At 39.0% G+C, this 23,636-nt stretch carries 24 protein-coding genes and 1 other RNA gene; 8 read left to right on the forward strand and 17 right to left on the reverse strand.

Annotated features, from left to right (window positions below; genetic code table 11):
* Nucleotides 1–318: 318 nt before the first annotated feature.
* Nucleotides 319–780, reverse strand: coding sequence for a DUF441 domain-containing protein (locus tag TY15_RS15805; RefSeq protein WP_040207673.1), 462 nt, complete (start codon nucleotides 778–780; stop codon nucleotides 319–321).
* Nucleotides 781–988: 208 nt separating this feature from the next.
* Between TY15_RS15805 and ytvI the strand changes: the two genes are divergently transcribed.
* On the forward strand, nucleotides 989–2,104 hold the full coding sequence (gene ytvI / locus TY15_RS15810) for a sporulation integral membrane protein YtvI (protein ID WP_040207672.1): 1,116 nt from the start codon (nucleotides 989–991) through the stop codon (nucleotides 2,102–2,104).
* A gap of 117 nt (nucleotides 2,105–2,221) precedes the next feature.
* On the opposite strand, the gene pyk is transcribed toward ytvI, so the two are convergent.
* The 7 genes from pyk to dnaE form a co-directional block, all read right to left on the reverse strand.
* Complete coding sequence (gene pyk / locus TY15_RS15815) at nucleotides 2,222–3,985, reverse strand: pyruvate kinase (protein WP_040207671.1); 1,764 nt, start codon at nucleotides 3,983–3,985, stop codon at nucleotides 2,222–2,224.
* A 41-nt stretch (nucleotides 3,986–4,026) separates the two neighbouring features.
* On the reverse strand, nucleotides 4,027–4,986 hold the full coding sequence (pfkA, locus tag TY15_RS15820) for a 6-phosphofructokinase (protein WP_040207670.1): 960 nt from the start codon (nucleotides 4,984–4,986) through the stop codon (nucleotides 4,027–4,029).
* A 304-nt stretch (nucleotides 4,987–5,290) separates the two neighbouring features.
* Nucleotides 5,291–6,268, reverse strand: a complete 978-nt coding sequence (gene accA / locus TY15_RS15825) for an acetyl-CoA carboxylase carboxyl transferase subunit alpha (protein WP_040207669.1) — start codon at nucleotides 6,266–6,268, stop codon at nucleotides 5,291–5,293.
* Nucleotides 6,262–7,155, reverse strand: coding sequence for an acetyl-CoA carboxylase, carboxyltransferase subunit beta (gene accD / locus TY15_RS15830; protein ID WP_040207667.1), 894 nt, complete (start codon nucleotides 7,153–7,155; stop codon nucleotides 6,262–6,264). Before accD ends, accA begins: the two co-directional genes overlap by 7 nt.
* 181 nt (nucleotides 7,156–7,336) lie before the next feature.
* The gene (locus tag TY15_RS15835) at nucleotides 7,337–7,963 is read right to left on the reverse strand and encodes a FadR/GntR family transcriptional regulator (protein ID WP_074432827.1); all 627 of its coding nucleotides are present in this window, start codon (nucleotides 7,961–7,963) and stop codon (nucleotides 7,337–7,339) included.
* Between the two features lie 8 nt (nucleotides 7,964–7,971).
* The gene (gene ystJ / locus TY15_RS15840) at nucleotides 7,972–9,210 is read right to left on the reverse strand and encodes an NADP-dependent malic enzyme (protein ID WP_040207666.1); all 1,239 of its coding nucleotides are present in this window, start codon (nucleotides 9,208–9,210) and stop codon (nucleotides 7,972–7,974) included.
* A gap of 123 nt (nucleotides 9,211–9,333) precedes the next feature.
* Entirely contained in the window at nucleotides 9,334–12,696 is a 3,363-nt protein-coding gene (dnaE, locus tag TY15_RS15845; protein ID WP_040207665.1) for a DNA polymerase III subunit alpha, read from the reverse strand.
* A 199-nt stretch (nucleotides 12,697–12,895) separates the two neighbouring features.
* On the opposite strand from dnaE, the gene ytrH reads away from it, so the two are divergent.
* Both ytrH and ytrI read left to right on the forward strand, forming a co-directional pair.
* Nucleotides 12,896–13,234 carry a sporulation membrane protein YtrH gene (ytrH, locus tag TY15_RS15850; protein ID WP_040208067.1) on the forward strand — a complete coding sequence of 113 codons (339 nt, stop codon included), beginning with the start codon at nucleotides 12,896–12,898 and terminating at the stop codon, nucleotides 13,232–13,234.
* On the forward strand, nucleotides 13,231–13,731 hold the full coding sequence (gene ytrI / locus TY15_RS15855) for a sporulation membrane protein YtrI (protein WP_040207663.1): 501 nt from the start codon (nucleotides 13,231–13,233) through the stop codon (nucleotides 13,729–13,731). Before ytrH ends, ytrI begins: the two co-directional genes overlap by 4 nt.
* Nucleotides 13,732–13,765: 34 nt before the next feature.
* Here the strand turns inward: ytrI and TY15_RS15860 are convergent, their stop codons facing one another.
* A complete protein-coding gene (locus TY15_RS15860) occupies nucleotides 13,766–14,710 on the reverse strand; it encodes a DHH family phosphoesterase (protein ID WP_040207662.1) in 945 nt (314 codons plus the stop codon).
* A 90-nt stretch (nucleotides 14,711–14,800) separates the two neighbouring features.
* Here TY15_RS15860 and TY15_RS15865 point away from each other — a divergent pair, with 90 nt between their 5' ends.
* Complete coding sequence (locus TY15_RS15865; RefSeq protein ID WP_040207661.1) at nucleotides 14,801–15,112, forward strand: YtpI family protein; 312 nt, start codon at nucleotides 14,801–14,803, stop codon at nucleotides 15,110–15,112.
* A 113-nt stretch (nucleotides 15,113–15,225) separates the two neighbouring features.
* On the opposite strand, the gene TY15_RS15870 is transcribed toward TY15_RS15865, so the two are convergent.
* The 3 genes from TY15_RS15870 to TY15_RS15880 form a co-directional block, all read right to left on the reverse strand.
* Nucleotides 15,226–16,545, reverse strand: coding sequence for a CBS domain-containing protein (locus TY15_RS15870; RefSeq protein ID WP_040207660.1), 1,320 nt, complete (start codon nucleotides 16,543–16,545; stop codon nucleotides 15,226–15,228).
* A 157-nt stretch (nucleotides 16,546–16,702) separates the two neighbouring features.
* A complete protein-coding gene (locus tag TY15_RS15875) occupies nucleotides 16,703–16,939 on the reverse strand; it encodes a hypothetical protein (protein WP_040207658.1) in 237 nt (78 codons plus the stop codon).
* An 86-nt stretch (nucleotides 16,940–17,025) separates the two neighbouring features.
* Nucleotides 17,026–17,706, reverse strand: coding sequence for a metal-dependent hydrolase (locus TY15_RS15880; RefSeq protein ID WP_040207656.1), 681 nt, complete (start codon nucleotides 17,704–17,706; stop codon nucleotides 17,026–17,028).
* A gap of 182 nt (nucleotides 17,707–17,888) precedes the next feature.
* Between TY15_RS15880 and TY15_RS15885 the strand changes: the two genes are divergently transcribed.
* Nucleotides 17,889–18,986: a M24 family metallopeptidase gene (locus TY15_RS15885; protein WP_040207655.1), complete on the forward strand. Its 1,098-nt coding sequence runs from the start codon at nucleotides 17,889–17,891 to the stop codon at nucleotides 18,984–18,986.
* Between the two features lie 55 nt (nucleotides 18,987–19,041).
* A non-coding RNA gene (gene ssrS, locus TY15_RS23735) (6S RNA) lies at nucleotides 19,042–19,237 on the forward strand.
* Nucleotides 19,238–19,276: 39 nt separating this feature from the next.
* Here ssrS and ald read toward each other — a convergent pair.
* The 3 genes from ald to TY15_RS24365 all read right to left on the reverse strand — a co-directional run bounded on the left by ald (nucleotide 19,277) and on the right by TY15_RS24365 (nucleotide 21,168).
* A complete protein-coding gene (ald, locus tag TY15_RS15890) occupies nucleotides 19,277–20,395 on the reverse strand; it encodes an alanine dehydrogenase (protein ID WP_040207654.1) in 1,119 nt (372 codons plus the stop codon).
* Between the two features lie 177 nt (nucleotides 20,396–20,572).
* On the reverse strand, nucleotides 20,573–20,836 hold the full coding sequence (locus TY15_RS15895) for a hypothetical protein (RefSeq protein WP_392391429.1): 264 nt from the start codon (nucleotides 20,834–20,836) through the stop codon (nucleotides 20,573–20,575).
* A 173-nt stretch (nucleotides 20,837–21,009) separates the two neighbouring features.
* A complete protein-coding gene (locus tag TY15_RS24365; protein ID WP_157042267.1) occupies nucleotides 21,010–21,168 on the reverse strand; it encodes a hypothetical protein in 159 nt (52 codons plus the stop codon).
* 104 nt (nucleotides 21,169–21,272) lie between these two features.
* Between TY15_RS24365 and TY15_RS15900 the strand changes: the two genes are divergently transcribed.
* Together TY15_RS15900 and TY15_RS15905 are read left to right on the forward strand one after the other, a co-directional pair.
* Nucleotides 21,273–21,725: a universal stress protein gene (locus TY15_RS15900; RefSeq protein WP_040207653.1), complete on the forward strand. Its 453-nt coding sequence runs from the start codon at nucleotides 21,273–21,275 to the stop codon at nucleotides 21,723–21,725.
* 165 nt (nucleotides 21,726–21,890) lie between these two features.
* Complete coding sequence (locus TY15_RS15905; protein ID WP_040207652.1) at nucleotides 21,891–22,208, forward strand: hypothetical protein; 318 nt, start codon at nucleotides 21,891–21,893, stop codon at nucleotides 22,206–22,208.
* Nucleotides 22,209–22,231: 23 nt separating this feature from the next.
* Here the strand turns inward: TY15_RS15905 and TY15_RS15910 are convergent, their stop codons facing one another.
* Both TY15_RS15910 and TY15_RS15915 read right to left on the reverse strand, forming a co-directional pair.
* Nucleotides 22,232–22,744: a MogA/MoaB family molybdenum cofactor biosynthesis protein gene (locus TY15_RS15910; protein WP_040207651.1), complete on the reverse strand. Its 513-nt coding sequence runs from the start codon at nucleotides 22,742–22,744 to the stop codon at nucleotides 22,232–22,234.
* Between the two features lie 2 nt (nucleotides 22,745–22,746).
* Nucleotides 22,747–23,583, reverse strand: coding sequence for an EcsC family protein (locus TY15_RS15915; RefSeq protein WP_040207650.1), 837 nt, complete (start codon nucleotides 23,581–23,583; stop codon nucleotides 22,747–22,749).
* Nucleotides 23,584–23,636: the final 53 nt, after the last annotated feature.

The following is a 23,636-nucleotide window of genomic DNA, read 5'->3' on the forward strand; positions in this document are numbered from 1 at the left end:
CCTTTACATTCTAAATTTCCCCATTACTCCTTTTGCAAATAATGAAAACTCACAGACTATTATGTCCCGTTGGCGAAAACAAAGGTATATTTGTACTTACGCTCATCTCCATAAATTGACTGAGCGATTGCTCGGGATATTTGTAATAGTGTGTATGCCCTTTCATTCACTTCAAAAAATTATTTTTCAAGTAATTCAGCATATATATATGATTTATGTAAAAAAGGATACGCTTACAAGCCTATTATAAACAATTATCAGATTTTTGTGAACGAAAAGACGCTGAAAAATACAAAAAAATATTATTTTACAAAAAATCTAACTAAAAGAACCAAATATTCTCATTGCCGCATAGGCGATTCCGGCACCAATTAACGGTCCAACTGCCACGCCTTTAAATATGGCAACAGATAAAATCGTACCAAGAACCAATGCCGTTGTAATTTGCGGGTCATCGGCTAAAAGCTTCACTCCACCCTTTGCCAACAAGGCCACAAGGATACCTGAAATTAGCGCAGTCCATGCAATTGGAGTTTTAAATGCACCGCTTAAATCTTTAAATCCTATATCGCCACTGGCAATCGGGGCTAAGACAGCAATCGTAATCACTGTGACTCCCCAATTTATCCCCTTCGATTGTAAAAAAGAAAAAGATTTAGCATCCATTCCACCTGCTTTTAATAAAAGTAATACCGCAATAGCAATCATTAAAGAACTGTTTTTTGCGATTAAGCCGATTACCAATAAAAGTAATAAAAATAATACCGACTCACTAAACATCCAACTTCACCATCCCTTTTCACATTATCGTACCATAATATTTTAGAAACAAACCTCCGAACATAATTAGCGCTGATTTTATAGCTTAATGAAACTTTTTTTAGGTGTCCGTAATAAATTTGAGAAAGTGCCCCATGGAAAATTATGCGTAATCCATCATAAAATGGTAAACTAAGATTACTTATTTGCACATAAAGGAGGGCTGTTTTTGAATCCTAAGTACATATATCGAACAATACGATTTGTACTCGTTATCGGGGCAGTTGTTTTGGGACTTTTCTCGTTATATTTTTTGTCAAAGGTGACCTATCCGTTTTTGATTGGTCTAATTATCGCCTTTATGATTAATCCACTTGTCAACTTTCTTGAAATAAAGGCAAAAATGCCGCGTGTGCTCGCTGTTTTCATCGGATTAATTATTATTTTTGCGGTGTTTGCCGGATTAATTACTCTTTTGGTCGCGGAAATTGTCTCTGGTACCGCTTATTTGGCCAAAGTAGTTCCGGAGCATCTGGATACGCTCATTCGTTATATTGAGGATTATTTTACTGCACAAATCATTCCACTATACAATCAATTAACGAGTGTCTTTAATAAACTAGATGTCGGCCAACAAGATACGATCATCGGTAACATTCAAAATGTTGGAACAAGAATCGGAACAACGGTAGGAACATTCATTAAAACTCTATTTGGAAATATCCCAAATATCTTATCTTGGTTTCCAAATGCTGCAACTGTCCTTATTTTTTCATTACTTGCTACGTTTTTTATTAGTAAGGATTGGTATCGTTTATCCACTTTGGGGAGAAAGCTTTTACCCGAGAGGGCAAGAACAAGTGGCAAGACTGTTTTTGTTGATTTAAAAAAGGCGCTATTTGGGTTTATTAAGGCACAACTAACCCTTATTTCTATTACGACCGTAATTATTTTAATCGGGTTATTGATACTTAGAGTAGATTATGCAATAACGATTGCTTTAGCAACTGGAATTGTAGATGTAATACCCTATCTGGGCACCGGTGCAGTGTTCGTCCCATGGATTATTTATGCAGCCATTAGCGGAAATACTGGGCTGGCAATTGGCTTGGGGGTCCTCTATATTATTGTTCTCGTGCAGCGGCAAATTATGGAGCCAAAAATCCTTTCATCGAGCATTGGTCTAGATCCATTAGCCACACTCATTTCCCTATTTGTAGGGTTTAAATTAATTGGATTTTTAGGATTAATTGTTGGTCCGGTAACCCTCGTGATTATTAGTACCCTTTATCGAGCAAATGTTTTCCATGATGTCTGGGCATTTATTAAAGGCAAAGAAGCCTAAGAAACATGTAGTTTACTTGAACAGCGGTAGGAAATGTTTACGCAAAAATGTGATGATAATCGAAAACGCCAGCTTCCAAATGGAGGCTGACGTTTTTTAATGTTACCTGTCTTTTGATTAAAGGACGCTTGCGTGTCCGTTATAGATAATACCTCTTGATGCATCAACCGTGATTTCCTGACCATCTTTAAACAATTCTAGAGCACGGTCAACTCCAACAATAACAGGGATGCTTAAGTTCAGACCTACAACTGCCGCATGGCTTGTTAATCCACCCTCTTGCGTGATGAGCGCCGCACATTTTTCAATTGCAGGAACCATATCACGATCGGACCCTAATGTGACAAGGATAGAACCAGGTTTTACTTTTTCTAAAGCTTCCTTTGCATTATGTGCAATAACCACTTTCCCAAAAGCTGACCTGCGGCCAATCCCTTGTGCTCTTGTTAGAATATCGCCGACAACATGAATTTTCATCAAATTCGTTGTTCCTGCCTCACCAACTGGAACCCCTGCAGTAATTACAACTAAATCGCCATGTTTTACAATTCCGCTATTTAAGCTTTCCTCTACTGCAATATCAAGCATTTCGTCAGTAGTAGTAGCCATCCTTCCAAGTTGAGGATAGACTCCCCAAACTAATTGCAAGCGACGACATACATGTTCGTTTGCTGTCACAGCGACAATAGCTGCCTTTGGACGATATTTAGCTATCATTCTTGCTGTATGACCACTTTCAGTAGGGGTAATAATCGATTTCACATCTAGGTTTAAAGCTGTGTGAGCAACTGATTGACCAATTGCATCTGTAATATTGTGTTCAGTATTTTTACTTAGGCTTGATAAAATATCTTTATGATCCAATGCAGTTTCAGCTCTTGAAGCAATATTATTCATGGTTTGAACTGCCTCTACTGGATAAACACCTGCAGCCGTTTCCCCTGATAACATGATAGCGTCTGTACCATCAAAAATGGCGTTAGCCACATCACTTGCTTCTGCTCGAGTTGGACGTGGATTTCGTTGCATTGAATCCAGCATTTGTGTTGCTGTAATTACAGGCTTTCCAAGGGCATTACATTTCTTAATTAACATTTTTTGAACCAATGGTACCTCTTCCGCAGGAATTTCCACACCAAGGTCTCCACGAGCAACCATCAGGCCATCAGAGATCTCAAGGATTTCATCAATATTATCTACGCCTTCTTGGTTTTCGATTTTAGGAATAATATGAATATGTGTAGCATTGTTTTCTTCTAAAAGTTGACGGATTTCTAATACGTCTTTTGCACGACGAACAAAAGAGGCTGCGATAAAATCAATCCCCTGTTCAATTCCAAAAAGAATATCTTTAGTATCTTTTTCAGTAATTCCTGGCAAATTAACCGAAACTCCAGGAACGTTAACGCCCTTTTTATTTTTCAAAGTTCCGCTGTTCAAGATTTTCGTATAAATTTCATTTGCTGCTTTATTAACTTCTACCACTTCAAGTCCAATTAACCCATCATCTAAAAGAATTTTAGATCCAACGTGTACATCCTCAATCAAGCCAGGATATGTAACAGAAAATTTCTCTGTCGTACCTTCGACCTCTGTCATTGATACAATAATATTTTCGCCAGCAACTAGTTCAATGGCACCATTTTGCATATTGTTAGTACGGATTTCAGGACCTTTTGTATCTAATAAGATAGCAACTGTTTGACCCGTATTCTCTGCTGCTGTACGGATATTTTGAATCCGGGCACCATGTTCTTCAAAATCACCATGCGAAAAATTTAACCGGGCAACATTCATCCCCGCATTAATCAATTGGGTTAACTTTTCAACGCTTTCACTTGCTGGACCAATCGTACAAACGATTTTTGTTTTTCGTTGCATGCTTTTTTTCCTCCCATTTTTGAAAAAACGATCGCTATTTCTTAAATTGATAATTCCTTGGAAAGCTTGAATAAATCAAGGTCCAATGTATGTTTTTTCTGTAGTGCTTCGATAATATCGTAATCAACAAGCTGATTTTTTTCAATACCGACTGCACGGCCACCTTTGCCCTCAATCAAAAGTTCTACCGCTCTTGCTCCCAGTCTGCTTGCCAGAACTCGGTCTGCTGCCGTTGGAGAGCCACCACGTTGGATATGTCCTAAGACAGATACCCGTGTATCAAAATTAGTACTTTCTTGCAGTTGCTTAGCAAACTCAACTCCACTGCAAACACCTTCTGCCACGACAATAATACTATGCTTTTTGCCACGTTCTTTTCCTTTAAGAAGTCTAGCAGCAATATCATTCATGTCATAGTTTTCTTCAGGGATCAAAATCGTTTCTGCTCCACCAGCAAGACCAGCCCAAAGAGCGATATCTCCGGCATCTCGTCCCATCACTTCAATCACAAAGGTTCTTTCGTGTGATGTTGCAGTGTCACGGATTTTATCCAATGCATCAATAACTGTATTTAATGCTGTATCAAAACCGATGGTAAGTTCAGTACCGGGAATATCATTGTCAATAGTTCCTGGCACCCCCACGCAAGGATACCCGTGCTGCGTTAGAGCCCTAGCTCCCATGTATGAACCATCTCCACCAATGACAACAAGTCCCTCTATCCCATGTGCTTTTAATTGCTCGATCCCTTTTTGTTGGCCTTCAACCGTTTTAAATTCTGGACAACGGGCAGATTGAAGCATGGTTCCGCCACGATGGATAATATCACCAACAGAACCAAGCTCAAGCTTTTTAATATTACCAGAAATTAATCCTGTGTAGCCTCCATAAACACCGAAAACTTCTAAATTATGATATATTGCTTTTCTGACAACAGCACGAATGGCTGGATTCATTCCTGGAGAATCTCCTCCACTTGTAAGTACTCCTATTTTTTTCATGCCTTTCACCTCAATCATGGATTAAGAAAACGTATGTACACTTATACTAAGTACTAGTTAAAGAACTGATTTCTTCTTACCTCTTTTATTATGAACAGAAAACCTACGAATATTTATAAAATAACATGAAGAAACCCCTTTAACAACCGATTCATATTAGTAAATATAATAGACGGAATAATTCGTTAAATGAAAACGCTTTATTCAGACTTGAAATCGTTATCTTCAACTATTTTAGGGATTTTTCGTGATAAATTTGTGAACGAGTCCTAAAAAAATCGTGCTCAATTTGAGCACGATTTCTTTAATTTACTCCAATGTAATCTTTTAGTATAGTGTACTCCCCAATATCCCTGAATCGATTATAGCGATCCGCGATTAACTCATCTTCAGTGAGGTTTAGTAACTGCTGAAGTGACTCTTTAAGCACCTTTTCGATTTCTTCAGCTTGTCTTTTAATGTCCCTATGGGCACCACCTTTGATTTCAGGAATAATATCATCGATGACCCCTAATTCTTTCAAGTCCGGTGCAGTAATTTTCATTGTTTCAGCCGCATTTTTGGCAAGAGAAGCATCCTTCCATAAAATAGCTGCCGCACCTTCAGGAGATATAACGGAGTACGTCGAATTTTCCAGCATAAAAATGTGGTTCCCAACACCAAGTGCAAGGGCACCGCCACTTCCTCCCTCTCCAATGACAATACAAATAACTGGTACTCTAAGACCTGCCATCTCAAACAGGTTGCGAGCAATTGCTTCACTTTGTCCGCGCTCTTCCGCAGCTTTCCCTGGGTAAGCACCTTTTGTATCAATAAAGCAAATGATTGGTCGATTAAACTTATCTGCCTGCTTCATCAATCGGAGTGCTTTTCGGTACCCTTCAGGATGTGGCATCCCAAAGTTTCTGCGAATATTCTCTTTCGTATCCTTTCCCCGTTGGTGGCCAATTACTGTCACTGGTAGTCCATTAAATTTGGCTACCCCGCCAACGATCGCCTCATCATCGGCAAATGTTCGGTCCCCATGGCATTCAAAAAAGCCATCAAAAAGATACGAAATATAATCAAGCGTGGTCGGACGATTGGGAAGACGTGCTATTTGAACACGATCCCAAGGCTTAATATTTTCATATATATCCTGCTCTAGCTTTTCAAGGCGAGCCTCTAGTTTTTTTATTTCTGAGCTAAGATCGACATCTGCTGTTTCCGTGAACTCTTTTATTTCAGCGATTTTCCTTCTTAACTCCACAATTGGGCGTTCGAATTCTAATTCCCCTACCATTCGAGTTCACCTCCAGGTTGATGAATTTCTAACAGATTTGCGATTTTTTCGACTAACTCGGTTCTGGAAATGATCGCATCCAACTGACCATGTTTCAAAAGAAACTCTGCAGTCTGAAAATCTTCTGGCAATTCTTCACGAATAGATTGTTCGATGACCCTACGGCCAGCGAAGGCAATTAATGCTCCAGGTTCAGCAAAATTAAAATCTCCTAAGGAAGCGAAGCTAGCGGAGACTCCTCCAGTTGTCGGATGAGTCATGATGGAGATAAATAAGCCACCATTATTACTAAATCTTTTTAAGGCAACACTCGTTTTTGCCATTTGCATCAAGCTCAATGCTCCCTCTTGCATTCTCGCACCGCCGGACGCAGTGAAGATGATAAAAGGGATCGACAACTCATCTGCCTGTTCAATTGCCCGCGTTATTTTTTCACCGACGACCGACCCCATACTCCCCATTCGGAATGAAGCATCCATAATCGCCAAGACTACCTTATGACCATTAACAGTTCCCATTCCCGTCACTACTGCTTCATTTAACATACTTTTTTGACGGTCTTTTTCAAGTTTTTCAAGGTAATCTGGAAAATTCAATGGATTTCTTGAAGTCATAGCTTCGTTGATTTCTCCAAAACTTCCTTCGTCCAGAAAACTATCAATCCGTTCACTTGCATTCATTTGAAAATGAAATCCACAATGCAAACACACCTTAGCATTTTTTACCAATTCTTTTGTATACATTATTTTTTTACATGAAGGACACTTCGTCATAATCCCTTCAGGAACGTCAGTTTTCGCATTTTCTGTATGAATTGTTGCATACTTTTTCTTTTTCGGTTGATTTTTTGTAAAAAGATCCTTAAGCGCCAAATTAAAACCTCCCATGTGTAACGCAACCTGATACCGGCAAGATTCTTCATCCATATCTATTCAGAAGTCTTTCTATCTTGCTTCGAAATCATACCTCATCCACCAATAAGTGGTCAGACCACTAGTATTTGAAAGAAGACCCTTCGCTGAGGGCTTGTATAGCATCCACTATAAAATAAAAAAAGTTCAAAATCTGTTAGTATTTGTCGTTAAAAACAGACAAATTTCGAAGTTTACAATACGCAGTAAGTGTTTTTACTGTATCCTTTTCTGCTAATGCCTCCACTAACCCAAGATAGTCTTCTCGCTTATACTCTGAATGGTTTTCATTCAGTGAATAATAATATTCCTTTAATATTAACCACAATCTTAAGAATAGGTGATTGTCCGATATCGCGATAATCCGCTGAAAAAATTCATCATCAGCAAAAGAGTGTTCTTCCTTTACCCATTGCTGTAATTTTTCTATTTGTAGATGATCGGCCCTTTCCACTGCTAATCGCAGGCAATCCATTTCAATATAGTTTTTCGTTTCGAATACATCCCGTTTTGCTTTATTATCCTGCAAAATAAAGGTACTGAGAAGCTGAACAAGCTGATGACCACGAAAGTCTCTAATAAAGGTCCCTTCGCCCCTCCTTGTTTCAATTAAGCCAAGCAATTCCAATGCTCTTAACGCTTCGCGAACGGAAGAGCGCCCGAAATTCAGGCGCTCAGACAATTCTCGTTCTGAAGGAATCTTATCACCCGTTTCAAGTCCATCAACGGTAATCATTTCCCTTAATTGCTTAACAATCTCTAAATATACTTTAGAATTCGCCACTTACTTAATCACTCACTTTTACCAATTATAGCGAGCCTTTGAGTTTTTTCTTTCACATCTGCTGGGTCAACCTTAATCCGGGCTACCCCAGTTTCCATTGCCGCCTTTGCCACAGCCGCAGCTACATTTGGAGCTACCCTTGGATCAAAAGGTGCTGGAATGACATAGTCGGCATGTAGCTCATCCTCACTAATCAAGCTTGCGATGGCTTCTACTGCAGCCACTTTCATTTTTTCGTTTATATGTGTAGCACGAACATCTAGTGCACCACGGAAAATCCCTGGAAATGCAAGGACATTGTTTACTTGGTTGGGAAAATCAGACCGGCCTGTTCCAACGACTTTTGCCCCTGCAGCTTTCGCCTCTTCAGGCATAATTTCTGGATCTGGATTGGCCATTGCAAAAATAATCGAATCTGGGTTCATTGATGCAACCATTTCTTTAGTAAGGGCTCCTGCCACGGATACCCCAATAAATACATCGGCACCTTTGATGACATCAGCTAGACTACCCGAAAGATTGTCACGGTTCGTAAATTTCGCTACTTCTGCTTTGACAGCATTCATCCCTTGTGGACGTCCTTCGTAAATAGCCCCTTTTGTATCACACATAATAATGTCTCTAACCCCGTAATGATATAACAACTTAATAATAGCAATTCCCGCAGCACCTGCTCCGCTGGCAACTACTTTAATTTCAGTCATTTTCTTACCAATAATTTTAAGGGCATTGACAAGACCAGCCACGGTAACAATAGCCGTACCATGTTGGTCATCATGAAAGATTGGTATATTTGCTTCTTTTTTCAATCTTTCCTCAATAACAAAACAATTTGGGGCCGCAATATCTTCTAGATTTACGCCTCCAAAGGTTGGCTCAAGTAATTTAACCGTTTCAACAATTTTATCTACATCGGTTGTATTTAAACAAATAGGAAAAGCATCTACACCTGCAAAGCTTTTAAAGAGAACCGCTTTTCCTTCCATAACTGGAAGGGCTGCTTCAGGTCCAATGTTTCCAAGTCCTAAGACTGCCGTACCATCGGAAACAACCGCAACCATATTCCCTTTCATCGTATAATCGTAAACCGTTTCTGGTTTTTCATAAATGTCTTTACATGGCTCTGCTACTCCAGGTGAATATGCTAAACTTAAATCATGTGCATTTCGAACTGGAACTTTTGATTTTGACTCTAATTTCCCTTTATTAATTCGATGCATATGTAGTGCTTCTTCACGTAATGTCAAGACCTGTCACCCCCAAAGTTTTCAAAAAAAATAGGAAAATCAAATATAAAAACAGCTCAATACAGTGGTCAGACCACACTAGTCTCTTAATCACTATAACATATCTTCAATAGTTGTAAAGAATTAATCCTTCAGAACCACATTTTTCGAGCCCAACATATCTCTTAATTGCTGCTGTAATGCTAGAGTTGGATTTACATTATTTTCCACACTTAATTTAATTGTTTTTCGGGTTTCTTCATAATGTAAAACTACCCCGGTACCCCCGCTATTTTCTTTTAACAACTGATTTATTTTTTGCAATAATTTCTCATCCATGAGATTTGCAGGGATTTTTAAAAATAATACCGCTGCTTTTTTTGATTTGCTCTTTAACCATTCCTCTATTTCGACCACTTGTTGGATGATAAACTGCAACTTTCCATCACGCTCTTCTAATTTTCCTTCCAGAAGGACAAAATTCCCTTGCCTTAACAACGGTTGAACCCTTTTATACACAGTTGGAAATACAACTGCCTCTATTTCCCCACTTGCATCACTTACCGTTAAAAAGGCCATTGCATCCCCCTTTTTGGTACGAATAGATTTTAGTTCAGATATATACACTCCCGTAGAAACCCGTTTATGATTACTTCTAAGTTGATATAACATGTATGCACCGGACAGCATTAGATCTTTTTCATAAATGGTTATTGGATGATCTGAAAGATAAAAGCCGAGTGCCTCTTTTTCAAAGGCTAACTTTTGTTCAAGATTATTCGGGTCGACAGTCACATATTTTGGTTTTGGAATCATTTCATCTTCGAATAAATCAAATTGCTTGGAGTCATCTGGTTTGAAAATTTGCGCATGTTCAATGGCTACATCCAAGCTTGCAAGCAAAACGGCACGATCTTCTCCAAATTCATCGAAACTTCCTGAGTGAACGAGATTTTCAAGCGTTTTTCTGTTTATTGCTTTAGTCGAAACTCTGATACAAAAATCAAATAAGTCTTCAAATTTTTTCCGTTTCCTTGCTCGGAAAATTTCCTTCAAGGCAGCTGCTCCAACACTTTTAATCGCTGCAAGGCTATAGCGAATAGCACCTTTTTCAACTTGAAACGAGTAAGCACTATAATTAATCGATGGAGGAAGAACCTCGATTTTCCTTTGCCTTGTTTCAATAATATATTGGGCAATTTTTGTGTCATTTCCGATGGCATTGGTTAGCAATCCTGCCATAAAATGAACAGGGTAATTCGCTTTTAAATAGGCTAATTGATAGGCGATCATACTATAAGCAACTGCATGACTACGATTAAAGCCATAATTAGAGAATCTGACGATTAAATCATATATTTGATTGGCAAGTTCCTTTGTATATCCCTTTTCCAGTGTCCCTTTCACAAAGTGATTGCGCTCTTTATCTAGTACTTCTTTTTGCTTTTTCCCAACTGCTTTTCGTAAAAGATCGGCTTCACCAAGTGAGAAACCAGCCATTTTCGATGCAATCTGTATAATCTGTTCTTGGTAAACAATGACCCCATAAGTATTTTCAAGGATAGGCTCCAAGTCAGGGTGTGGATATTCGATTGCCTGTTTCCCATGTTTCCGATCAATATAAAGTGGGATATTTTCCATTGGACCTGGGCGATACAATGCATTTACGGCAACAATATCCTCAAATCGAGAAGGCCTTAATTTTGTTAATACTTTCCGCATTCCTTCCGATTCCAGCTGAAATATACCTGTTGTTTCACCGCTTGCTAATAAATCAAAGGTCATTGAGTCATCTAGCGGAACCGCCTTTATATCTACTTTTCTTCCATTGTGGCGATGAATCGAAGCTAGAATTGTTTCAATCAATGAAAGATTTCTAAGACCAAGGAAATCCATTTTCAGCAATCCAAGCTCTTCCAGATATTCCATTGAATATTGCGTTAAGTAAATATCATTAGATCCCTTTTGAATCGGGATCAATTCTATAAGTTGCTTCTCGCTGATGACCACTCCTGCAGCATGGGTAGAAGTATGCCTGGGTAGTCCTTCAAGCTTTAAAGCTGTATCATAAAGTCTACGGTTTAGCGCGTTTTCATTAATAAATCTTCTTAGTGACTCCGATTCTTTATAGGCAGCTTGCAAATTTATACCTAATCGTGAAGGAATCATCCTCGACAAATGCTCCAGTTCTTTTGAATTTAACCCGAATGCTCTTCCTACATCTCTTAGGGCGGCTTTGGCTGCTAATGTTCCAAAGGTTACTATTTGAGCAACATGGAGTTCACCGTATTTTTCTGTGACATATTTAATCACTTCATCTCGGCGATGGTCTGGAAAGTCAATATCAATATCGGGCATAGAGATCCGTTCTGGATTTAAAAACCGCTCAAATAATAGATTATGTGTGAGGGGATCAACATCGGTAATAAAAAGGACATACGCAACAAGTGAGCCCGCTGCTGAGCCCCGGCCTGGTCCAGTCAAAATTCCTTGTTCGCGCGCATATCTCATAAAATCCCAAACAATTAAAAAGTAATTGCTAAATTTCATTCGCTTGATTACAGATAATTCAAATGATAATCGCTCCATATAAGCTTGGGACGGTGCAGCAAAACGTTCTGTTAGCCCCTTTTCACATAACATCTCAAGAAATTCCTCTGCAGGCATTCCATTATCAGTCGGAAAAGTAGGTAAATAGGTTTTATTTAGTTCAATATTGACATTGCATCTATCTTTAATACGAATGGTATTTTCCAATGCTTCTGGAACTTCTGAAAAGCAATCGACCATTTCAGCTGCAGTTTTTAAATAAAATTGATCGCTGCCTAGCTGTTCCCGATGATCATCCTGGAGTTTATCCCCATTCTTGATTGCCAGCAAACATTCGTGCGCAAAAGTATCCTCTTTCTCCAAATAGTGGACTCGATTTGTTGCTACAAGGGGGATCTGTAACTCTTTTGATAACCTGATAATCTGAGTCCTGAGGACCGACTCTTGATCCAGTTGATGATTTTGTATCGCGAGAAAAAAGTGATCGTTGCCAAAAATAGCTTCCAGTTTTCTCGTTACATTTCTCGCATATTCCTCATTTCCATTCAATAGCGACTGTTCAATCTCACCTTCTGGTCCAGGCGTAATCGCAATAATTCCTTCTGAATAATGCTTCAGCCATTTTAGCGGCAGCCCATTATCGGCCTTTGTCTGAACAGCACTGGAAATTTTCAGGAGATTTCTAAACCCCTGCTCATTTTCCGCAAGTAAGACAAGTGGATAACATTCATTCAGCGTGCTCTCACTTTCTACATCCACCGTTAACCCAATAATTGGTTTTAGATTATGTTGCTTACAAAGCTTGTAAAATTCAATCGTTCCGTACATGACATTCCTATCGGTTAGAGCAAGAGCTGAGAAACCCTTCCTCTTGGCACTTGCGATTAATTCTGGGACTGAAGCCGTACTTGTCAACAAACTATAAGCACTATAAACATGAAGGTGAATAAAAGACATAGGGTAACACCGTTCCTTAAACTTAATATCTATTATTTATTATAGGGCTTACGGACAAAAAAAGAAAATATGTTCTTATTTGAAAAGCAAAAGCAAGTAGACAAAAACTAGTTCGTCACTCTAAAACATAATCTCGAGCCATTGTCCATATAAATGAATATAAGGTATTTGATTTTGTATGATGAGGGCGGTTGAAGGAATGAAAGAAATTGGTTTTTTTCCGGCATTTATTGAAAGCTATTTTATTGCCTTAGGAGTGGTGCTTGGCGGTTCCTTAATCGGAGGAATTGCATCCTTTTTAACTGGACAACCACCACTTACTACCGTCTACCGTTTGTCTTCCGCACTTCGAATTTGGGCAATCGTTGCTGCGATTGGTGGAACATTTGATGCGGTTTACACGTTCGAAAGAGGCTTATTTAACGCAGATACAAAGGATCTATTTAAACAATTACTAATCATTCTGTCTGCATTAGGCGGAGCCCAGACAGGAGCTCTTATCATTAATTGGCTAACACAGGAGCATATATCATCATGAGAATACCGCCATTATACCGCAGACCTGGATGGCAGCGATTTTTTTCGGGAATGGCAGTTGGCGGCGCCATCAGCTGGTGTATCTTTCTGTACATATACGGTGTTTGGCAGGAAGAGAATACAGAATTGATTCGCAAGCAGCAGGAGAAGATTGTTGATTTAAACAATGAGAAAAAGATCTGGCAAGAAGAATATAAAGAAATGAACAAGCGGAATATGGAACAGCTGACAGTTCAGAAGATACAAATAAAAATCACGAACTCCGAAAAATATAAATTGGACTCGTTAAGTGTATTAGAGACAGAAAACTCTGTCAGAGACGATATTAGTATGATGTTGGCAAAGGATTTAGAGACAGTATATAAATCGAAGGAATTGTATAAAAAAATCATTGAAAACAAACAAGTTAAAATGAATGAGAAAAGATATAAATTGAAGGTACAAGAAATGGTTATTTATACAACTGTAACGGTACAATTAGAAATACAATTTGAGTAAACGGCCCGTACCAGGACCGTTTACTTTTTGTTCCCTATTTTGAATCGTTTTCACAAACTTCAGCTAGTTCCTTTAAAACATGCTCTACTTCGTCCCAAGAATAAATGGAAGCACCTGACGCAAGCGGATGCCCGCCTCCGTTAAACTTCCTAGCAACCCCATTAATGATTGGTCCTTTCGAGCGCAGACGGACCCGTATTTGATCATCTTCTTCAATAAAAAAGACCCATGCTTTTATTCCTTTTACATCTCCTAATGTACTAACAAGCAAGGATGCTTCTGCAGGCCTTGCATCATATTCTTTTAGTAAATCCTTTGTAAGCATAACAGATGCAACACCATTTGACTGAAGCTCAAAATTTTGCAGAATATAGCCGTTTAGCTTAATGATTTTTGGATCTAATTCATACATCCTATCAAACAGTTCCGTTCGGTTAAAATTGTAATGTATCAATTCCCCGGCATAGGTGAACGTTTTTTCTGTTGAACTAGGAAACAGAAATCTCCCCGTATCACCAACAATACCAGCAAACAAAAGCCTTGCTGCATCATCGTTCATTTTCAGGCCTCTATCTTTTCCTTTTAAGTAAAATTCATAAATCATCTCACTACATGAACTGGCAGTTGTATCGACCCATAATAAATCACCATAGGGATCTTCATTTGGATGATGATCGATTTTTATTAATTTATCCCCCAGCGAGTAACGCCTGTCACAGATTCTTTCCTCATTAGCCGTATCACAAACAATCACTAATGCCCCTGTATAAACCACATCTTCAATCACATCAAGCCTACGCATATAATGAAGTGTCGGTTCCTCTTGACCAACGGCATATACCTTTTTTTCCGGATAGGATTCTTGTAAAATTGCCACCAATCCCCCTTGCGAACCATAAGCATCAGGGTCGGGACGGACATGACGATGAACAATGATGGTTTCATATTGTTCAATCGCAGTTAAAATTTGCTCATTCATAAACACTACTCCTTAAGAACCAATAATGGCTTTTTTTTAATATACACGATAAAATGGTAGAAGATTTTAGAAACATGGAGGAACAAAAGAATGTTTGTACTCGTAATATTAATTGTTGTTCTGTTTGCTTTCTATTTATTTTATAAAACAAAATACTTCAGAAGCAACCGTCAAGTAGAAAAGAAATGGCTTTCAGCAAAATCAAATATGGCGCTCGGTCTTTTTGTCTGCTTATTCGGCGTAAATCATCTGATATTCATTTCTGAATCGACGGTATCTTATCTTGTAGCTGCCCTATTTATTGTATACGGTGCCGTATTCAGTTTGATTGGTTACAAAAAGTATAAACACTATCTTCCCTTTGCCATAGAAGAGGCCAATATTGTTGAAGGCCAAAAATAAAGTTGAGCCGCTTCTCCATTCGGAAGCGGCTCTAAATATTTCTTTCACCTATGAAACGCTATATCCTTTAACCACATATTTAAGTTTTGCATTAAGTCCCGTGGGGCAATTCATTAATTCCGATCAATAAGCTGGCACATCATCATGGCTTTTCCAACCAAGATCCCTTCATTGAAAACTTCAACATCTACTTTTCCAAACTTCCGTCCAACTTCAAGAATTTTTGGAAAAACCTCTAATGTACTCTCCATTTGTACAGGCTTAATAAAGTAAATCGTCATATTTTCAACGACAAGGTCGCCTTTTTTGTAACTGCGCAAAACACGATTTGCTGCATCTGAAACAATGGTGGTAAATACGCCATAAGAAATCGTTCCAAGATGGTTGGTCATTTGCGGAGTCACATCGCAGGAATATACTTCTTCCCCTTTTGGTTTTCCTTGCATTAGAACCATTTGATTTGTCACGATATCATCAATTGTTTCCCCTACTTGGGGCTGGCGTTGGTTCATTTGCAGCGCCTTCAGGACATCCTGCCGGCTTATAATACCTTCTAATCGATTTGAATCATCAGAAACAGGGAGAACTTCAATCCCTTCCCAGACCATCGTATGGGCTGTAGAAGCAACACTTGTTTTTCCATTAACGGTCATCGGATTTTTTGTCATAATTTTATCGATAGAAGTTTCTAAAGCCTGGCCTAAAATGTCTTTACTTGTCACCATGCCTTGAATTTTCATGTTTAGATCCACGACAGGGTAACGGCTGTGGGTCGTTTTTTGATTAAACTCATGCCATCTTGCCACCTTATCAGTCGTTTTCAAATAAAACGTGTCTGCTAGGGGTGTTAAAATATCTTCTACTAAAATAATTTCTTTTTTTATTAATTGGTCGTATATAGCCCTATTAATCATCGTAGCCACGGTAAAGGTATCATAGCTTGTTGAAATAACTGGCATTTCTAATTTATCTGCCAGTTTCTTCACATGATCTTCAGCATCAAATCCCCCGGTTATTAATACTGCGGCACCTGCCTTTAAGGCGAGTTCATGTGCTTGGGTACGGTTCCCGACAATTAATAGATTTCCTGCTTCTGTATAGCGCATCATTGCTTCAAGTTTCATCGCACCGATGACAAATTTGTTCAGCGTTTTATGCAAGCCCGTTCTACCGCCCAATACCTGTCCATCAACGATATTTACAATTTCAGCAAATGTCAGCTTTTCAATATTTTCTTTCTTCTTCCGCTCAATCCTAATTGTACCGACTCTTTCAATTGTGCTAACATACCCTTTATTTTCTGCTTCCTTTATCGCTCGATAGGCTGTACCTTCACTTACGGTCATCGCCTTGGCGATTTGCCGCACTGATATTTTTTCCCCAATTGGAAGTCCATCAATGTATTGCAAAATTTGTTCATGCTTTGTAGCCAAGACCTTCACCCTTTTTGTGTTTAAATTCCATGCTATCCAATCTTGATTGAACTGGATTATGTCTAAATTCCATTATAGAGTGTTGAAAGCCTTGATTCAATGCGGTTTCTCACAAATATCATGCTCGTTGAAATCAACGGTTGAATTATTCATCGCCCTAATGAAAAGAACGGGACTTTTTCTTCAAACGGCCGGTCTCGAATTTTTGTCCCTGTTTCTTCGGACTATAGAGCAGTCCGGTAAGATTTCCAGCCATGACAATCAAGGCAAATATAAGCCACACTGCGGAAAATATCCCTTGAGCTCCATCGAGATTAACCGTCAATCTTGGTACCGCGAAATAAAGCATGAAGCCACTGAGCAATAAACATAATAAATATCTGTTCTTTTTCATATATTTCCCCTCCACTTTTTAAAAGACTACTTCATCTATCTTTATGCACAATAGTGGAAAAAAAGTATGTGAATGCTATATGACTACTAAATTTCTATTACATCACCTGGTGTTAGAACCTTCCCGTTTTTATGATCGAGCATAGAAATAAAACGATTGGGGTCTTGTTTAATTGGCGGGAAGGTATTAAAGTGGATTGGTACAACCACTTTCGCTTTTAGCAGATTAGCCGCATAGGCAGCATCTTCAGGTCCCATCGTAAAATTATCTCCAATTGGTAGGAAAGCAAGATCAATCGGGTGCCGTTCTCCAATTAATTTCATATCGGAAAATAGTGCCGTGTCGCCAGCATGGTAAACGGTCTTCCCTTCACTCATAAACAGAATTCCGGCTGGCATTCCGCAATAAATAAGTTCATTTTTTTCGGTTCGATAGCTTGAACCATGAAAAGCTTGTGTCAGCTTAACCTTTCCAAACTCAAATTGGTAGGATCCGCCAATATGCATTCCATGCGTGCGAACACCTTGCCAACTTAAAAAAGTAGCGAGTTCATCCGTTGCGATTACAAGGGCATTATTCTTTTTTGCTAACTCCACAGTGTCCCCTACATGATCATTATGGCCATGTGATAGGATTATCACGTCTGGCTTAACATTCTCAACTTGTAAATCGGTTAATCCGTTTCCGTTTATAAAGGGATCGATGATGATTATTTTGCCCTTCGTTTTGATTTGGACAACTGAATGTCCGTGATAAGAAATTTTCATTCTTTTATATCCCTCTCAAAAGTTATATTATGTACTTCCATAAAAATGATGGAATTCCTTCTTCATTTATTCCCATAACTCTATTGTTTTAAAGCAAGTTAAGCTGTCATGGTTTACATTTACTATTAATATTGATACTCTCAATTTGGATTAGATTTTAATATAAGGGGGCCCCCTAGATCATGAATCAACGATTAGGAAAACTGCAAACATGGATGAAAGAAAATGATATCGACGTTAGTTTTCTTACTTCTTCCGAAAATGTATTTTATTTAAGTGGCTATTATACCGACCCACACGAAAGATTGCTGGCACTTGTCATTTTTCAAGATGAGGAGCCATTCCTTGTATGCCCAGGAATGGAAGTGCACGATGCTAAACGGTCCGGTTGGGAACATGAAATTATTGGGTATAGCGACATCGATCATCCATGGGAGATGATTCGTCATTCCATCAACAAAAGGATCAATAGAGTTGCTAAGGTTGCGATTGAAAAAGAACATATGAACGTTGAACGTTACGAACAGATTTCAGGGTTATTTTCAACAGCAACCTTTGTATCCGCCGAGGAAAAACTACGAATGCTTCGGATGATTAAAGATGCTAAAGAATTGAAAGTCATTGAAGAAGCTTGTGCCCTTGCCGACTATGCTGTTGAATTCGGTGTAAGTGAAATAAAGGAAGGGAAAACAGAGCTTGAAGTCCTAAATGCCTTGGAGTATGCCCTGAAGCAAAAAGGGGTTACCGAAATGTCATTTTCAACAATGGTTCTAACTGGAGCAAACGCAGCATCCCCACATGGCAACCCAGGAGAAACGAAAATTCAAAAAGGGGATCTTGTCTTATTCGATTTGGGTGTTGTTATCGACAGGTATTGCTCGGATATCACACGAACCGTTGCATATGGGGATATTAACGACAAGCAAAAAGAAATTTACGATACAGTTTTAAAAGCACAACTTGCTGCGATTGAGGCAAGCAAACCTGGGGTTAGCGCTGCTGAAGTAGATCTTACTGCACGTCACATTATCTCTGATGCTGGCTACGGTGAATACTTTCCGCATCGGTTAGGTCACGGTCTTGGAATTAGCGTCCATGAGTACCCTTCATTAACAGAGACGAATCAGTTAATCATTGAAGAAGGTATGGTTTACACTATTGAGCCTGGTATTTATGTACCAAATGTTGCAGGAGTGCGGATCGAAGATGACATATATATCACTGCCAATGGAGCGAAAGTATTAACAAAGTATCCAAAAGAACTTCAAGTCATTAAATAAGAAATTTGGATTTTATTTACATTGAAATCTACTCAGATTTGATGTATTATTCAAATACAAGCTGCGTTGTACGTAATCATAATAAAGTTTTAACCTTTAAGCTGTAATAGGGAGTTTAACCATAGAAACTGGAATGACAAGCCTCTGTCTACAAGACATGGAGGACATGCAGAAAGGTTTCTGAGAACACCCACTTTGAGGAGTGGTGGTTTAAAACTTTCTTATATCTCTACGGCAAATGCGGCTACATATTTATCACTTAAACCAGCTTCTTAAGAAGCTGGTTTTCTTTATTTTTCCAATAGAGCTTTGGCAAGAGAAAATCCCAGTCCATGGGCTTCAGCGACAGCTTTATAGGTTACATAACCTTCAAGCGTATTGATTCCTTTTAATAGTGCTTCATTTTCTAAGCAGGCTTTCCGGTAGCCTTTATTCGCGATTTCAACAGCAAATGGAACCGTCACATTCGTCAAGGCCATTGTAGATGTTCTTGGTACTGCACCAGGCATATTTGCAACGGCATAATGAATGACACCGTGCTTTTCATATGTTGGATTATCATGGGTCGTGATCCTATCGGTCGTTTCAAAAATTCCTCCCTGGTCAATGGCGATATCAACGACGACACTCCCTGGATTCATCGATTGAATCATTTCCTCTGTCACCAGCTTCGGTGCCTTCGCACCGGGAATTAAAACAGCCCCGATGACTAAGTCTGATTCCTTAACTGCTCCAGCTATATTGTATGGGTTTGACATCAAGGTCGTAACATCTGAGCCGAAAATATCATCTAATTGACGTAGACGATCAGGATTTACATCGATAATGGTTACCCTTGCCCCCAATCCAATCGCCATTTTGGCAGCATTTGTTCCAGCGACTCCACCACCAATAATCGTTACTATTCCCCTGTGAACACCAGGTACACCTGATAGCAGTATCCCTTTTCCACCATGGACTTTTTCTAAAAATTGTGCCCCAATTTGTACAGACATTCTGCCAGCAACCTCACTCATTGGTGTCAACAGTGGCAAGCTATTATTTGCTAATTGGACGGTTTCATAAGCGATTCCGATTACTTTATGAGCAATTAAAGCCTTTGTTAATTCCGGTTCGGGCGCCAGGTGTAAATATGTAAATAAAATCAACCCTTCACGGAAATATTGAAATTCACTTAGCAGGGGTTCTTTCACTTTCATGACCAGATCCATGGACCATGCTTCATTTGCCGTATTCACTATTCTTGCACCTTTAGTACGATAATCTTCATCTAAAAACCCAGAGCCAAGTCCTGCTCCTTGTTCAATAAATACCTCATGACCAAACTTAACAAGGTTCACGACCCCAGATGGTGTCATGGCTACACGGTTTTCATTATTTTTTATCTCATTAGGTACCCCAATCCGCAATGTGCTTACCTCCCTATATATTTCATAATAAAGAAGCTCTATACTACTATATCCCTTTTAAATGGAAACTGTTACATTTTAACAAATACTAACTAGTAAACCGAGCATTTTTATATCGTACTTTTGTTGACATTGAAAGAGCTTTACCCTTAAGGGCAAAGCTCTTCTCAGGATTGTTTAATAAAAGAATGGGTATGGATATGGGTATCCAAATCCATACGGACCCGATAATAAAGCACCTGCTGCTAATCCACCCAAAAATGGTACACCAAAGCCAAAGCCAAAGGGACGGCCAAACCCAAAACCAAAAGGACGACCGAAGCCCCCGAATCCAAACGGACGACCAAAACCTCCAAAATGACCGAATCCAGGGCGAATTCTTTGATCAGCAAAATTGACTCCATACTGCATATCCAAATTAGTAGGCACAAATGTATTCATATTTATCCTCCTCATTTTTATTACGACACTCACTAAAGAATATGCAGAATGAACCATGAATTCTTGGGTAAACGCCCGATATAATCGATTTTCCCAAGATAGTAGACTAGCTTAAGAAAAGAAGCTGTCCAATGTGATGGACAACTTCTTTTTTATCGCCTGTATTTTCCGTTCTACTCCTCTGCGGCCGCGAAATCATGGCTGTCAGCTAGTGCAGTCCCTTCACCAATAAAACCACTATTATAGGAATTCATAATTTGTTCGCTTACCTCTTTTGTACCTTGTTCATCAAAATCAAATGTAAATTTGTTTGTTGGATTCCTCTTTATCATCAAAATCATCCCCTTTCGTTAGAAGCTACTTGATTATTGTTCGAAAAATTGCAACAACTATACCTTGTTAAATATTGTATAATCAAGGTAAGGAGATGATGATCATGGGACTTAAATATCAAAATATTTTAGTCGCTATTGATGGGTCGAAAGAAGCTGAGTGGGCGTTTCAAAAGGGCATTGAAATCGCTAAACGAAATAATGCTAGGATGTTATTAGTCCATGTGATAGACACAAGATCATTTGCATTAATTGAGGCTTACGACACAGTCGTCGGAGATCGTGCAGAAAAACTGGCCAAGGATATGCTGGAAAATTATTTAAAGCAAGCCAATGATGCTGGAATAACAGATATTCATTTCGAAATTGAATTTGGCTCTCCTAAAATACGAATTCCAAGAGATTTGGCTAAAAAACACAAGATAGATTTAATCCTTTGTGGCGCTACGGGCATGAATGTTGTGGAAAGATTTTTTATCGGCAGTGTTTCAGAACATATCACGCGGTATGCGCCCTGTGATGTCCTAATCGTCCGAACAGATAAAGAGTCCGAATAATAGGAAAGGTCTCTCACTGAGGTCTAAGTTCCGTCCCTGCATTCCTATTTCTAAAGCACGAGCTATTTGCCTCGTGCTTTTTCTTGGAACTATATTGAGGATTGGTGTGAAGGGATAAGAAATCTATAGTAGAATAAATATAAGTAAACTCCATGGAGGCATTTTATGAACGAACATTTTTCTTTTGATAAACGGTTAGGTATTCAGGTCCCCGATTTGACATTTGATTGGGATCAATACAGTAAAGAAGCACAACAACATATTTTGTACCATTGGGAACAAATCCGTGGTTCTATCCCTGACAGAATTGCAGACCTCGAGCAGGAAATTAATCATAAACAAGCACTACTATCAAACGAAAGTAACTTTCCACGTTCATGTCGATTAAATTCAGAGATCGCTGACCTTGCCTCGATCATCAATGATCTTTGGCTATGGTATCGTGCAGATCAAACACTATCGACGGCAAAAATCCATCAATAAAAAACTCCCCGCAGGGAGTTTTTTTATAGATCTTTTTTAATTTCTCTTACCACATGCCCAATCTCAGGGATAATTAATCTATTCATCGCTAGCTTGACCGCACCAGTAGAACCCGGCGTTGAAAAAATCGCTTTATTTTTGACTACCCCTGCAATGGCGCGGGAAAGGATCGCAGCAGACCCGATATCCTCTTGATAGCTCAACATTCTGAACAATTCTCCAAAGCCCACAATTTCTTTTTCCAACAGACTTTGGACAGTTTCGATCGTAACATCGCGCTTAGCAATCCCAGTTCCGCCGTTTGTTAAGATGACCTCAATATCTTCACAATTACATCCTTTTATGATTTCATTTTGAATCGGCTCTGATTCATCTTTAACGATCACATAATCTACAATTTTATGACCGGCTTGTTCAAGTAACTCTATCATTAGCTTACCGCTTTTGTCTGAATCCTTATTTCTAGTATCACTGACTGTAATGACCTTACAATGAACCGTTTTCGGTGCTTCCTTTTTGTGTTCTTGTGTGCTCAATTTTACGATTCCCCTTTTTCTTTCAGATAGCGCAGTTGATAATATTTATGAGCAAAATCGGTCACTTTTCGTGTTAATTGATAATTAGCACTTGCCCCGATCACCATGCTAACAAGGGGAATTCCCTGTACAAGCTTCTTGCGAAAAACGAATATAACCACAGCTTTTACTAGTTGCTGGACAGGCTGCTCCAACCAGTTGATATCAGTAATTTCGTCCTTTCCCTCATAAAAGTAGACTTCCTCGTTTTCCTCTAAATCCATCATCAAAGATGTCCAGCCCTCTTTCTGAAGTCTTGCCGGCAATGTGGCAGTATGAAATACCTTTAAAGAGGTCATCATTTCAAAAGGAGTATTTACCTCAACACCATAAGTCATGGCAATCAATTGAATGACTCTTAAATTAATCACGGCCATCGCGGGAATGTCTGCCCCCAACAGGAGGATCCCCCCCGTACCCGAGAGACCACCTTGCGTTAAAGAATACAGACGGTGCCTGGCAATTTGTTGCTCTGCTATGTATTGTAATTGGTGGATCTCCAATTGCTTCAAATCAGCGATTTTTTTTAAATCATCACGAAAAATTCGTCCTGAAGCAAGAATTCTTTCTTTTGCATCCATTTGGAGCTGCGATCCTTGAATGATACTATGTAAATGAAAGAGCCAGCTGTCAATTACCGAAAAAAATTGTTGTTGAACCTTTTGTGGTAATAACGAGAAACTACGTTCCAAATATTTTTCATATGTTAAATAAAAATCATTTGCTGCAATCTCTAGCAAATTTTTTTCCCACAAGCGAATTCCATTTAAAACATTTTCTTCTCGGTCTGTCAATGACATCTTTACCCCTCCTGCATCGAGCCTCATTCCAGTATATCACAAAGAATTGAAAT

This window comes from Neobacillus jeddahensis (genome assembly GCF_000612625.1).
GTDB classification, from domain to species: Bacteria; Bacillota; Bacilli; order Bacillales; family Cytobacillaceae; genus Neobacillus; species Neobacillus jeddahensis.

Bases quoted from the DNA above. Each gene is read 5' to 3' on its own strand.
- TY15_RS15885 (WP_040207655.1), top strand. From the start codon at position 17,889: ATGAATCAACGATTAGGAAAACTGCAAACATGGATGAAAGAAAATGAT.
- pyk (WP_040207671.1), bottom strand. From the start codon at position 3,985: ATGCAACGAAAAACAAAAATCGTTTGTACGATTGGTCCAGCAAGTGAA.
- TY15_RS15880 (WP_040207656.1), bottom strand. From the start codon at position 17,706: ATGAAAATTTCTTATCACGGACATTCAGTTGTCCAAATCAAAACGAAG.
- ytrH (WP_040208067.1), top strand. From the start codon at position 12,896: ATGAAAGAAATTGGTTTTTTTCCGGCATTTATTGAAAGCTATTTTATT.
- TY15_RS15915 (WP_040207650.1), bottom strand. From the start codon at position 23,583: ATGTCATTGACAGACCGAGAAGAAAATGTTTTAAATGGAATTCGCTTG.
- TY15_RS15905 (WP_040207652.1), top strand. From the start codon at position 21,891: ATGAACGAACATTTTTCTTTTGATAAACGGTTAGGTATTCAGGTCCCC.
- pfkA (WP_040207670.1), bottom strand. From the start codon at position 4,986: ATGAAAAAAATAGGAGTACTTACAAGTGGAGGAGATTCTCCAGGAATG.
- accA (WP_040207669.1), bottom strand. From the start codon at position 6,268: ATGGTAGGGGAATTAGAATTCGAACGCCCAATTGTGGAGTTAAGAAGG.
- ytrI (WP_040207663.1), top strand. From the start codon at position 13,231: ATGAGAATACCGCCATTATACCGCAGACCTGGATGGCAGCGATTTTTT.
- TY15_RS15900 (WP_040207653.1), top strand. From the start codon at position 21,273: ATGGGACTTAAATATCAAAATATTTTAGTCGCTATTGATGGGTCGAAA.
- TY15_RS15860 (WP_040207662.1), bottom strand. From the start codon at position 14,710: ATGAATGAGCAAATTTTAACTGCGATTGAACAATATGAAACCATCATT.
- TY15_RS15865 (WP_040207661.1), top strand. From the start codon at position 14,801: ATGTTTGTACTCGTAATATTAATTGTTGTTCTGTTTGCTTTCTATTTA.
- TY15_RS15895 (WP_392391429.1), bottom strand. From the start codon at position 20,836: ATGAATACATTTGTGCCTACTAATTTGGATATGCAGTATGGAGTCAAT.
- TY15_RS24365 (WP_157042267.1), bottom strand. From the start codon at position 21,168: ATGATAAAGAGGAATCCAACAAACAAATTTACATTTGATTTTGATGAA.
- TY15_RS15875 (WP_040207658.1), bottom strand. From the start codon at position 16,939: ATGAAAAAGAACAGATATTTATTATGTTTATTGCTCAGTGGCTTCATG.
- TY15_RS15805 (WP_040207673.1), bottom strand. From the start codon at position 780: ATGTTTAGTGAGTCGGTATTATTTTTATTACTTTTATTGGTAATCGGC.
- dnaE (WP_040207665.1), bottom strand. From the start codon at position 12,696: ATGTCTTTTATTCACCTTCATGTTTATAGTGCTTATAGTTTGTTGACA.
- accD (WP_040207667.1), bottom strand. From the start codon at position 7,155: ATGGGAGGTTTTAATTTGGCGCTTAAGGATCTTTTTACAAAAAATCAA.